The 11,361-nt window shown below is 68.9% G+C and carries 9 protein-coding genes; 7 read left to right on the top strand and 2 right to left on the bottom strand.

Features of this window, described 5'->3' with window-relative positions:
* The first annotated feature begins 114 nt into the window (after positions 1–114).
* The 5 genes from G4D86_RS07540 to G4D86_RS07560 are packed head-to-tail and all read left to right on the top strand — an operon-like array spanning position 115 to position 7,835.
* Positions 115–2,823, top strand: coding sequence for a DEAD/DEAH box helicase (locus G4D86_RS07540; protein ID WP_240360106.1), 2,709 nt, complete (start codon positions 115–117; stop codon positions 2,821–2,823).
* A gap of 3 nt (positions 2,824–2,826) precedes the next feature.
* Positions 2,827–4,734 (top strand): coiled-coil domain-containing protein, encoded by a 1,908-nt coding sequence (locus tag G4D86_RS07545; RefSeq protein ID WP_163991060.1) that lies wholly within the window; start codon positions 2,827–2,829, stop codon positions 4,732–4,734.
* Positions 4,731–5,465 carry a hypothetical protein gene (locus G4D86_RS07550; protein WP_163991062.1) on the top strand — a complete coding sequence of 245 codons (735 nt, stop codon included), beginning with the start codon at positions 4,731–4,733 and terminating at the stop codon, positions 5,463–5,465. Before G4D86_RS07545 ends, G4D86_RS07550 begins: the two co-directional genes overlap by 4 nt.
* A 9-nt stretch (positions 5,466–5,474) precedes the next feature.
* Positions 5,475–6,881 carry an EH signature domain-containing protein gene (locus G4D86_RS07555; RefSeq protein WP_163991064.1) on the top strand — a complete coding sequence of 469 codons (1,407 nt, stop codon included), beginning with the start codon at positions 5,475–5,477 and terminating at the stop codon, positions 6,879–6,881.
* 42 nt (positions 6,882–6,923) lie between these two features.
* On the top strand, positions 6,924–7,835 hold the full coding sequence (locus G4D86_RS07560) for a glutaminase (RefSeq protein WP_163991066.1): 912 nt from the start codon (positions 6,924–6,926) through the stop codon (positions 7,833–7,835).
* Positions 7,836–7,847: 12 nt separating this feature from the next.
* On the opposite strand, the gene G4D86_RS07565 is transcribed toward G4D86_RS07560, so the two are convergent.
* Entirely contained in the window at positions 7,848–9,215 is a 1,368-nt protein-coding gene (locus G4D86_RS07565; RefSeq protein ID WP_240360108.1) for a hypothetical protein, read from the bottom strand.
* A 356-nt stretch (positions 9,216–9,571) separates the two neighbouring features.
* Between G4D86_RS07565 and G4D86_RS07570 the strand changes: the two genes are divergently transcribed.
* Both G4D86_RS07570 and G4D86_RS07575 read left to right on the top strand, forming a co-directional pair.
* Positions 9,572–9,952, top strand: coding sequence for a hypothetical protein (locus G4D86_RS07570; RefSeq protein WP_163991071.1), 381 nt, complete (start codon positions 9,572–9,574; stop codon positions 9,950–9,952).
* A 17-nt stretch (positions 9,953–9,969) separates the two neighbouring features.
* On the top strand, positions 9,970–10,494 hold the full coding sequence (locus tag G4D86_RS07575; protein ID WP_163991073.1) for a hypothetical protein: 525 nt from the start codon (positions 9,970–9,972) through the stop codon (positions 10,492–10,494).
* A 27-nt stretch (positions 10,495–10,521) separates the two neighbouring features.
* Here the strand turns inward: G4D86_RS07575 and G4D86_RS07580 are convergent, their stop codons facing one another.
* Positions 10,522–11,349 carry an SDR family NAD(P)-dependent oxidoreductase gene (locus tag G4D86_RS07580; RefSeq protein ID WP_163992155.1) on the bottom strand — a complete coding sequence of 276 codons (828 nt, stop codon included), beginning with the start codon at positions 11,347–11,349 and terminating at the stop codon, positions 10,522–10,524.
* Positions 11,350–11,361 lie beyond the last annotated feature (12 nt).

Below are 11,361 nucleotides of genomic sequence, written 5' to 3' on the forward strand. Positions count from 1 at the left end.
ACGCTGTGTGTTTCCTTGAAAGACCTTCCTCGCGAGCTCGCCTCTCGCGTGGCGCTTCGTGAAGAGGAGTGGGCATCCAGGGGGTGGCGTGACGCACACCACGCGCGCTTTTCCATGAGCCAGTGGGTCGCGCTGGGGCGGCCCACCGAGGGTGGAGCTGATGCCGAGGAGCGCACCGTCCTCCAAGAAGAGTGGGTCACGCTTCTGCACCTGCTCATGGACCTGCTGGAGCTCGAACGGCAGGACCTGCGCTGCGAGGTCGTGGGTATTCCGGGAGGCAAGGGGGCGCGATACCGCATCCGCGTAGAGGGTGAGGCCATTCCCGAGTCGCCCGCGGCCCTGCCCTGGTTTGTCTCTCCGCAAGAAGGAGTACTCCGTCCGCTGTCACCCACGGCTGCCTGGGCCTGTGTCGAGGCCGGCTTCGCGACCCATGCCGCGCCTCCTGTGCAGCTCGCGCGCGTGGCTCGTCTCCGGAGCGGGCTGGAGGAGGCCTCCAGATTGCTGGAGGGGAGGATTCAGTTCACCCCCACGGGGTATCTCCAGAAGTTCGAGCCCCAACCCATCGCCCGGCTGGGGTTGCGTTGGGAGCGGGAGGCCGACAACCCGAAGGTCGTCTCCCTCCAGCCCTATGCCGTCCGTCCGGATGGGACGTCGGTGCCGCTGCCGCTTTCGAGCATTCGTTCAGGTGGTATCGCAGGGGATGATTCGCGCCGTCCCCTGCTGCTTCCCGAGGGCGCCGCCGAGGTGCTGGAGAACGTCCGCCCGATGCAGCGCCGCCTCCCCAGGGACGTGGCGCGCGAGTTCGCGGACCCCTCTTGCCTCATCCCAGAGGGAAGCAATGCGGACCTGTTCCTGGACCTGTCCCAGTACTCGGAGCGGGTAGCGGGCTTCGAGGTGCTGCGGGGACGGCAGCCTCCGGAGCGGATGGAGGGCTCGGGGCTCGAGTGGTTCTTGTCCGTCGAGGAGGGGGGCGCGTTCTCGCTCACGCTCCAAGCCGAGCCGGCGGAAGGGGAGCCTCCACGCTCCATCCAGCTGACGTCGCGCGAAGAGGCGCTGGAGTTGTTGCAGCGCAACGACGCCGCGTTGAAGCAGGGAGGCTCCACCCCGCTTCTCGTGAGGGGCATTCCCTTCCCCGTGAGCGAGGCGCTGAGCAGTCAGCTCCGTGTTGCGCTCGGGGTGTCGGTCGCGCCGACCGAGGACCCGGCCGCGCCGGGGGCCGGGGCCGGAGGGGAGCAAAAGGGAGGCGGGCGCATGGGAGTGATTGTGCGGGAGATAGACACCGCATGCCCGGCTCCGGAGGCCGTGCCGGTGGCGCATCCCGTGCCGTGGGAGAAGCTGACACAGGTGCTTCGGCCCGGCGTGCGGCTCAAGCCACACCAGGAAATGGGGCTTCAGTGGCTGTGGCAGCACGCGAAGTCCGGAGGGCCGGGCGTCCTGCTCGCGGACGACATGGGCCTGGGGAAGACCTTGCAGGTCGCGTGCTGGCTGACGCTGAGGCACATGGAGACACCGTCGGCCCAGCGGCGCCCGCACCTGGTGGTCTGTCCCACCATCCTGCTCGAAAACTGGAGGCAGGAGCTCGAGCGCTTCTTCGATACGCACGTCTGGCCCGCGCCCTACGTCCTGCATGGCGCGGGGGTTCAGGCCATGACGCGGGATGGAGGGCTCAACACGGCCTTCCTGTCTCGGCAGGAGCTCATCCTCACCAACTACGAAACGCTCGGTGCGCATCAGCGCTCGTTGCTGAAGGTGGACTTCGATGCCGTCGTCTTCGACGAGGCCCACAACCTCAAGAACCCGGACACACTGCGCTCTCTGGCGGCCCGGGCGCTCAAGCGGAGCTTCGCCGTCGCCCTGACGGGGACTCCCGTGGAGAACGAGCTCCTCGACGTCTGGGCCATCTACGACGCCATCCAGAGCCGCGTGCCGCGCGTCTTCGGTTCACGCGCTTCCTTCCGGAAGCAGTTTCAGGGCAACGGCGCCGCGCAGTCTCTTCGCCAGACGCTCGGCTATCCCGAGCCTCGCTGCACGCTGCTCCGCCGCGAGAAGTCGGAGGCGCTCAAGGACCTGCCTCCCAAGCGCGCCCGGGTCGTCGAGGTGGAGATGACGCCCTTCCAGGAGGAGCAGGAGCGGAGCATCAGCGCGCAGGTGCGGAAGAAGGGGGCATTCTGGGCGCTCGACGCCCTCCAGAAGCTCTACCAGCACCCGGCGCTGTTGACCGGCTCCCGGAGCCTGTCCACGGCGACGGTGCTCTCCGAGAGTCCCAAGACGGGATTGTGCCTGAAGCTCCTGAAGGAGATTGCGACCCGCGGCGACGGCGCGGAGCCGGAGAAGGCGCTGGTGTTCGTGCACTCACGCGCCATGCAGGACCTGCTGTCGCAGCTCATCCAGGAGGAATTTGGCTTCGACGAGGTGCCCATCATCAACGGGGACCCGGAGAACCGGCGTCTGGCGCTGCGGCGCATCGACGCGTTCTCCCGGGCCAGTGGCTTCCGCGTCCTCATCCTGAGCCCCATCGCGGCGGGCGCGGGGCTCAACATCGTGGCCGCCAACCACGTCATCCACTACGGGCGGTGGTGGAATCCCGCGAAGGAAGACCAGGCCACGGACCGGGCGCACCGCATTGGTCAGACGCGGCCCGTGCACGTCTACTACCCCCTGCTGCACCGGCGGGGCGCGCCCGAGGCAGGCTTCGACAAGCGGCTGCACGAGCTCGTGGAGCGCAAGCGCTCCATGGCGCGGGAGTTCCTGTCGCCGGTACCGGACGACGCGAGCCAGTACGCGGGAGTGTTCCAGATGTCTGAGCGTGAAGGGGAGGCGTGACGTATGACTTTCTGGGCCAACGTGTTGCAGGACACGCTATTGCTGGTGGTCGTCGCGGTGATGTTCTGCCTGATAATGCTGGCGCTCGGCGCGGCCGCGCTTCGCGGGCACACGCTGATGAAGGCGGTCCTGGCGCTGGAGTCCCAGTTGAAGGCGTTGCTCGCGGGCACGCTCCCGGAGCCTTCTGGGCGCGTGGAGGCGCGGGCGCTGTGGCGCGCCATCCGGGAGCAGCTTGTCTTTCCTCCAGGTAGCCAGAACGGGCCGGGGCCCGTCCTCATCCGCGCCCCCCCTTCCCAGGAGCTGCGTGAGATGTGCCGGGCCCTCTTCCGGCACTCGTTCGGCCAGGGGCTGGGACGGAACCTCACGGGGCTCGCGCTGGTGATGACCTTCGGACTTCTGGGCTGGACGCTCATCATGCCAGTGCAGGAGGCGCTGCGGAGCTCCAGCGCCGCGGGCTCGGCTTCCCAGGCGGACCTGCTCTCCCAGGCCATTGGCGGCATGGGCGCGAAGTTCTTCGTCTCCGCCGTGGGCCTCTTTGGCTCCTTCTGCTTCCAGGGAGCTTCATCCCTCATGGAGAGGCGGTTGCTGGCACGGCTGGACGCGATGCGGGTGCTCTTCGAGCAGGAGACCCGCCCGCTCGACGCGCATGAAGTCCTGATGGCCTCCGCGCGAGGGGACGCGCTGGGAAAGCTGCGCGCCGAGCTGGCCCAGACGCGCAAGGAGCTGTGCGTGCAGCTCGAGAAGCTGGAGAGCGTGAACGTCAGCCTCCAGGACATTGGCGGCCAGGTGCAGACCCACCTGGGGAGCATGATGAAGGAGCACGTCGGCGACGTGCTGGCGCGCCAGCTTTCCTCCGTCGAGACGACGGCGAAGGAAATCGCCGACAACCTCCAGCGCGCCATCTCCACCGGCTTCGCGACGACGCTGCAGAAGGAGATGTCCACGGTCCGCGAGCACCTGGAGGGCATCCAGAAGTCCCTCTCCGAGCGGCAGGAGCACGACCTGGGCCAAATCCTCGAACAGCTCCGGGACAGCGTGTCCGGTGGCTTCCATTCCCAGTCCAAGGACATGGGCCGCCAGATGGAGCAGCTCACGGCCGTGTTCCCGAGGCTGGAGAGCCAGTTCGACAGCCTCTCCAGGAGCTTGGGGGAGAACGCGCGCCAGTGGGGCAGCGAGAATCAGCGCGCCGTTGATACGCTGGCGGAGAAGGTCACCTCGATGGTGGGCAGCTTCGACCAGGTGCGCGGCGGTCTGGAGGCCGCCACAGCGCGGATGAACGACAGCACGCAGGCCTTGATGCAGGCCGCCGCTGGCTCCGCGAAGGACCTCCAGAGCCACACGGTCCGCCAGTCGGAGAACCTCCACGTTCATGTGACGGCGCTCCAGGCCGCCGCGAACGCGGGGATGCAGGACCTGCATGTCCGCTCCGAGGAGTTCTCCCGGAACATGCAGCAGACTCAGGATGGGCTGCTGAATCTCACGAAGCAGCTTCGCGAGACCGCCGCGCAGCTTGTTTCCGCCACGAACGGCGTCAGCGCGACGCAGGACAGCGCCAAGAACGCCACAAGCCAGATGCAGCAGGTAGCGGCCCGCTTCAGCGAGGCGGCGAGCGCCTTCCAGCAGCACTCGGCGGGGCGGCTCGCCGTTGTCGAGGACGAGCGGCGGCTGCTCAACGCGCAGAAGGAGGCGCTGGACCGGGTGGACCCGCTGCTCTCCGGGCTGGCCCGGACCTACGAGGAGTCCGTCAAGAACCAGGTCCAGTTCCTGAGCAGCCAGTGGATGCAGGTGATGAACAAGCTCACCTCCGTATCCGAGGCGGCCTCCGGTGAGCTCGCTCAGGGCGTGGATGAGTTGGCCGACGTAGTGAAAGAGCTGAAGGACGTCCTGAAGCCGCAGGCGAGGCGTACATGAGCGCCTCTGGAGACGCCAGCGAGCGCTCGCTGGCCGACCTCATGGCGGGAGTCGCCGTGGTGTTCCTCCTGCTGGCTGTCATCTTCATCCTGGAGGCGCGCAAGCAGCAGCAAGCCGCCATCCAGGAGAAGGAGGCCGCCATCGGCAAGGTGGACTCGCAGAAGGAGGGCGTCCAGGCATCGCTGATCGCGCTGCGGACGGACCTCGTCACGCTGGATGCCTCGCTGGATGGAGGGTTCATCTCCTTGAGCGGGCTCGACGGCGGCGTGAACTCGCTGGAGATTGAGTTCAAGAACCTCCAGTTCGGACTCGGCCAGTGCAGTACGCCTCCGGCCTACGTGAGCCAGTTCGAGCGCGGTGCCGTGCCGCTGATTCACAGGGTCTGCGAGGCGGTGGATGCCATGCGGGACGCGGGCGCGGAGCCGACCATCATCCTGGAGGGGCACACGGACGACCGGCCGTTCCTCGGTACCAGCAGCGAGTGTGGCGTCCGGAACGGGGTGGCTTCGGTCAGCTTCGAGAACAACGTCCGGGCCAGCGCCGCGCGGGCCCAGGAGGTGTTCTTCACCGTGCGCAGCCGGCTCGCGGACGCGGGCTACGAGCGCGAGTGTCTCGACTCGAACTTCGTTGTCTCGGGACGGGGGCAGACGGCGCCGCGACCCGGCATGTCCGGCAACGAGCCGGCCAACCGCCGCCTGGTGATTCGCGTTCGCGGCGACCTTCGGCTGTAGGAGGTACCCATGGCACTGGAGTCCTGGTTGGGGAAGGTTTCCGAGCGTCAGCGCACCTTCACGGCGGAGCTGGAGACGTCCCGGGTGCAGTCGGAGCGCGGACTCAAGCTGCTGTCGCAGCGACTGGATGCCGCCCAGCAGCGCATGGAAGAGCGCGAGCCCTCGCGCGTCGAGCGCATGCGCGAGTCGATCAACAAGGTCCGGGTCAAGCAGCGGGTATCGGAGAAGGACTTCACCAGCCTCTCCCGCCGGGAGCAGCGTGCGGTTCCCGCGTTGTGGCAGTTCATTGGCGTCGAGCCCATGCGCGGGTTCCTGGAGTGGAGTCCCCACTCCTGGCCGCGTCTGGTGCGTCAGTTGCTGCGAGACTGGAGCCCCGATTGGGATGCGCAGGAGCTGGCGAGATGGGCGCAGCTCGCGGGCAAGGCTCCGAGCAACCCGAGGTGGCGGCTGCCACTTCCCATCGAGAGCGTGCTGCGGCGGGAAGGTCCGGGACTGCTCGCCGCCCGGTGGATGGACAAGCCGCTGCTCGAAGTGGTCGAGATGCTCCGGGCCGCCGGGTTGCGGCCGGTGAGCGTCTACGCCGGGCATGTCGTGGCCGAGCACCTGCGGTTGGGCATCAAGGCGCGCGAGGACTGCACGGTCAGTCTGGCGTTCTTGATGGACGATGCGAGGGGACGGGCGTGGCTGCCCTTCACCGGGACGGAGACGAATGTCCTGCCCGCCCCCATGGATGCCCGCGTCGAGGTGGTGGCCGCCTCGCTGGAGTGCAGGGCACGGGGCGTCTGTAGTGAGTTGGTCCGGGCTCGGCTGACGGAGCGGCTGGTCTCGAAGGATTCCGAGTTCGGAGACCCCCGGCAGTCTCAGTCGGCGTCCGCCTGGGCGCGGGTCCGGGCGCGCGCGCCCGAGGCCTTCCAGGCCTTCCTTTCGGGGCTCATCCAGCAGGACCTGGCGTTCTTCTTCGACCACGGCATGAATGAGGAGGACCGGCGCGAGTTCTGGCTCTGCTACCTCGGCTCCATTCGCTCCACGACGTGCTACCTGGCGGCGCCCATCTACGACTCGCTGGCCCGCAGGGTGGCGGCGCTCCCGCCCGATCAACAAGCTGCCTTCCGGCGCGCGCTGCGGCTGGACCGGGAGAAGTACGAGGTCAGCGCCTTCGTCCTCTCATTTGGGGCGTACGATGTGGTGGAGTTCTCGAAGAACGGACATGCGTCCTACGTGTACCCGCGGGGCGCGCTCCAGCAGATGCTGAAGGGACAGCGCCCGGAGACGGTCAGGGACTTGAGAGATGGCCCGTCCGGCCGGTTCCACATCCAGCGGCTGCTGCACGTGACTGGCTGGCAGGTCCGCGTCACGCAGCAGTTGCTGGCAATCGGCATCGAATGGGACAAAAGCGGGCGAAATCCCTGGAGCTGAGTCGCCCCGCTATCATGCGCCGCCAAGGTGGACGGGCGCGCAATGGACTACCAGGCGATTCTCGACGAAGTGATGGCAGCGGTCCGACCCGTGATTGGCCAGGGACGCGTCGCCAACTACATCCCCGCGCTCGCGGCGGTGGACCCGGGCCGCTTCGGCATGGCGCTGGCCACCGTGGACGGCGATGTCTACGGCGTCGGCGACTGGCGCGTCCCCTTCTCCGTCCAGAGCATCTCCAAGGTCTTCACCCTCGCCCTCACCCTGGCCCGCGACGGTGACGCCGTCTGGCGCCGCGTGGGCAAGGAGCCCTCGGGCAATCCCTTCAACTCCCTCGTCCAGCTCGAATACGAGCAGGGCATCCCCCGCAACCCGTTCATCAACGCGGGCGCGCTCGTCATCACCGACCGGTTGCTCCGCCTCACCGGCGACGCCCGCGGCGTGCTGCGCGACTTCCTCCGCGCGGAGAGCGGCAACCCCACGCTCGACTTCGACCCCGGCGTCGCCGCGTCCGAGGCCGAGCACGGCCACCGCAACTCCGCCCTGGCCCACTTCATGGCCAGCTACGGCAACATCGAGAACCCCGTCCCCCAGGTGCTGGAGCACTACTTCTGGCAGTGCTCCCTCACCGCGAGCTGCGCGGACCTCGCCCGCGCCTGTGGCTTCCTCGCGCGCCACGGCCAGCGCGCCAGCGGGGAGCGCCTGCTCACGCGCAGCCAGGCCAAGCAGGTCAACGCGGTGATGCTCACCTGCGGCACCTACGATGCCGCGGGCGAGTTCGCCTACCGCGTCGGCCTGCCCGGCAAGAGCGGCGTGGGGGGCGGCATCATCGCCGTCATCCCCAACCGCTGCGGCCTCTGCGTGTGGAGCCCCGGGCTGGATGCACGGGGCAACTCCGTGGCCGGTGTGGAGGCGCTGGACCGCTTCACCACCCTCACCGGCCTCTCGGTGTTCTGAGGCCCCGCGGGCTCACGTCATCCGGGACGGGTACGGATAGAAGAAGTGCGGCGTGACGTCTCCCCGGTGCCGGATGAAGAGCGGGCCCCACGACGGGTTCTGGTCGTGCATCTGCTTCAGCAGCCGAATCATCCGGTCGAAGATTCTCTTCACGTCGGCCTCTCCGGCCAGCGCGGCCGTGACACCCGCCGCCACCAGGTGCGCGGCGTAGATGCCCTCGGTGACGCGCTCGGAGAGCGTCCCCACGCCGGTGACGAGCAGGCGGCGCATGTCCTCCACCTTCAGCTCGTCCCGGTTGCGCCAGTTCTGGATGGAGCCCAGGGCATGTCCCTCGAGCGCCTCCAGCTTGTGCATGACAATCGTGTCCGCGACCAGCCGGGCGGACTTGCGTGCATCGTCGGGGGACACCTTCTGTCCCGCGAGCACGAGCTCCGCGGGAACCAGGTCCTTCTCCGTCTCCGCGAGGATGGCTTGAGACCACGCCCCTGCCTGGTCGAAGCGCAGGCGCGAGACGGTGTAGCCCGCCAGGAAGCCCCGGAGGATGTCGGCGGGATGCGGGTCCGCCGAGGGCCCCCGGTTGCGCAGCTTCCCGGGCCCACCGAAGGCGAGGCTCAGCCCCCGGAAGTAGCCGATGAGGCCGATGCCCGCCGCCGGCCCCATGTTGAGGATGCCGAGGACGTCGGACGCCGTCTCGTCGATGCGCTCGCTCCAGTAGTTCCCCAGCGCGGGGAGCCCTTCCGCGGCGAGGCGGTCGTGCACCGCGTTGGCGAGCTCCTCAGGCAGCCCCACGTCGGCGTGGAGGATGTCGTGCCCGCCCACCTCGTGCCCGAGCGCGGCCCAGGCCAGCAGGCCCGCCCTCGCGTGCGCCGGGGGAAGGTTGACGATGCCGGCGTCCATCTCCAGCACGGCGTTCGTCACGTCCACCGGCCACGTGTACGGCCCGAAGTCGGGGTTGCCCCACTTCACCAGCGGGGGGATGACGCCCAGGTCGGGTGGCTTCACACCCCGGCGGTCCTCGGCGCTGAGGAAGCCGTCATACAAGTCACTCACCACCTCCTCGAAGGCGTCCGTTGCGACGAGCAGGTAGTTCTCCCCGTTCTGGAGGATGGTGTGCGCCGCGTCGAGCAGGAGCCCCGCCTCGCGCTCGCGGTTGGGGTCTCTCAGCAGCACGTCCGAGTAACCCTGGGGCCCGAGCTGGTCCAGGATGACCAGGAAGGGCACCAGGACGGCCTCGCGATAGAGCGGCGGCAGGGTGACCCGGGCCGCTTCGAGGCGGCCCCGGAGCTGGTTGTAGTCGAGCGGCTCCGGCGGACCCGGGTCGGTGTCCTGCGCGGCCAGCACGATGTCCTGGATGCAGGCGGGCAGGTTGCGGAGGTCCACGACGGGGGCCTCGCCTGCTCTGCGCGCATCGGTTCGTGACCGACCGGTGGATACCGGACGGGTAGCGATGTCCCCACCGAGCAGCTTGTTGGCCTTCGTTGCGGTGCGCCCCGACGGGGAAACACTTCGTCTGCTCTTCCGACCCTTCTCCTGCCTTGCCATGACCACCTCCACGCTCGCGCGAAGGTGGGAAGCGGACCGCCCCAGGCACACTGGCTCGCGGGGCACTCGGAGTGCTCGCGTCCACACGGCTTCCGGCCCGAGGGGACGTGAAGCGCGGCGAAGGAAACCCGTGGGGGTCGTTCTCCTGTGCGACCGCCTCCGAATTCCCGGGGCGGAGCTGAGAGGTCACGCACATGAAGCTCGCGAAGATGGCGATGATGCTTCCGTTGTTGGCGCTGGCTCCCGCGGTGGCGCAGGCCGGGACGAAGTGCAGCACGACCGCGACGGTGGACGCGACGAACCGGTGGGCGCGGGGCGCGCTGGGCTCCGTGCGCAACAGCGCCGAGGCCACGTCGCTCATCTATTGCATCACCTACTCGTGGGGCTACGCCTTCTGTAGCGCCCGCGACGCCGCGAACGTCACCGGCAGCTGCGGCACCAGCGACCCGGCCTACATCAACGTCCTCAACTCCATGACGGATGACGCGTACGTGTACTTCGCGTGGGATGCGGCGGGCACGTGCACCACCATGGTGGTGGAGAGCATGTCCTGCCTGGACCCCAAGTCGCACTGAGCCCGAGCCTCACGCCCATGCGCCTGTCATTGATGGGAGGCTGGCTGCTCAGCGTCGCCCTCGCGGGCATGGGCGGGTATGGCCTGGCCCGGAGCACGGACTCCGGGCCGGTGCCCCAACAAGGCCCCGACCTCCAGACGCAGCTGGAGCAGCAGCGAGCCCTGCTCGTCTCGCTGCGGGCCCAGGTGGGCGCGCTGGATTCACGCCTCACGGAGCTGGCCCGCGCTCCGTCCGTCGCACCTCTGCCCACGGCCTCCTCGCCACTGCCTGCCGCCACGGCCCTGGCGGCACCTCCCGAGGCGGAAGTCGATGAAGAGGCCCGGGAGCGAGCGCGCGTGGAAGCGGAGGCCCTCGTGTCGCGAGGCGAGCGCATGGTGGAGTCCGCGCTGAGCACGGGGCGCTGGCGGCAGGAGGACATGCTCTCGCTGCGCGCCCTGCTACCCGGGATGCCCAAGACCCAGCGCGAGGCCATGCTGAGCCGGCTCATCACCGCCTACAATGAGGGGCGGCTCACCCAGGAGGAAACCGGACCGCTCTTCTGAGCCAGCGACCGCTGGCGGTGGGCGCAGTCAGGGATTCAGGACCAGGTCCATCAGCCGCAGCGTCATGCCTCCGGTGAAGTCGATGGTGGCGCCGTTGAACCACGCGGCGTCATCACCGACGAGCACGCTGACGAAGCGGGCCACCTCCTCCACCGTGCACATGCGCCCGGCCGGATGCATCCGCGCGTGCGCGGCCTCCAGCCGTACCAGCGCCTCCGGCGAGTACACGTGCTTCAGCGCGGGCGTCATCACCGTGGCGAACTTGAGCAGGTTGACGCGGTGCCCGAGCGGCCCCAATTCCATCGCCAGGTGCTGCACGTACATCTCCAGCGCCGCCTTGGACGCGCTGATGAGCCCGGTGTTGTGCAGGTGGGTTACATCCAGCGGGTTCTGCAGGCCGAGCAGCCGGGCCTCCGGCGCCAACATGTCCGCGGCCACCAGCGCCTGCGCCCAGTAGATGAACGAGTGCGCCATGGTGTCGAAGGTGCGGCGGATGCGGCGCGCGTGCAGCCGGTCCTCGCCCTCCGCCAGGAATTGTCCCACGGATGCACCTGCAATCGAGTGGACGAAGAGCTTCACGCTGCGAGGGCCGGCCACCCGACGCAGTGCCTCCACCCCGGCCTCGGCCGCCTCCGGCGTGGACGCGTCCGCCTGCCAGAGCACCGCGCGGCGTCCCGCCTCCCGCACCGAGGCCTCCATCCGCGCGCCGCTGTCCGGGTACCGCCCGCGGTGGACGCCGAAGACGTCCAGTCCGGGCCTGCGCGCCACCGCCTCCGAGATGGCGGCGCCCGAGCCCGATGAGGCTCCCAGGACGAGCGCCCACTGCGAGGCGCCCGCGCCCTCATCCTCCTCCATACCGCTCATACC

This window comes from Pyxidicoccus caerfyrddinensis (assembly GCF_010894405.1).
Taxonomy (GTDB): domain Bacteria; phylum Myxococcota; class Myxococcia; order Myxococcales; family Myxococcaceae; genus Myxococcus; species Myxococcus caerfyrddinensis.

Excerpts from the sequence above, each read along its gene's own strand:
- G4D86_RS07540 (WP_240360106.1), top strand. The coding sequence starts at position 115 with ATGAGCCAGTGGGTCGCGCTGGGGCGGCCCACCGAGGGTGGAGCTGAT.
- G4D86_RS07545 (WP_163991060.1), top strand. The coding sequence starts at position 2,827 with ATGACTTTCTGGGCCAACGTGTTGCAGGACACGCTATTGCTGGTGGTC.
- G4D86_RS07550 (WP_163991062.1), top strand. The coding sequence starts at position 4,731 with ATGAGCGCCTCTGGAGACGCCAGCGAGCGCTCGCTGGCCGACCTCATG.
- G4D86_RS07555 (WP_163991064.1), top strand. The coding sequence starts at position 5,475 with ATGGCACTGGAGTCCTGGTTGGGGAAGGTTTCCGAGCGTCAGCGCACC.
- G4D86_RS07560 (WP_163991066.1), top strand. The coding sequence starts at position 6,924 with ATGGACTACCAGGCGATTCTCGACGAAGTGATGGCAGCGGTCCGACCC.
- G4D86_RS07570 (WP_163991071.1), top strand. The coding sequence starts at position 9,572 with ATGAAGCTCGCGAAGATGGCGATGATGCTTCCGTTGTTGGCGCTGGCT.
- G4D86_RS07575 (WP_163991073.1), top strand. The coding sequence starts at position 9,970 with ATGCGCCTGTCATTGATGGGAGGCTGGCTGCTCAGCGTCGCCCTCGCG.
- G4D86_RS07580 (WP_163992155.1), bottom strand. The coding sequence starts at position 11,349 with ATGGAGGAGGATGAGGGCGCGGGCGCCTCGCAGTGGGCGCTCGTCCTG.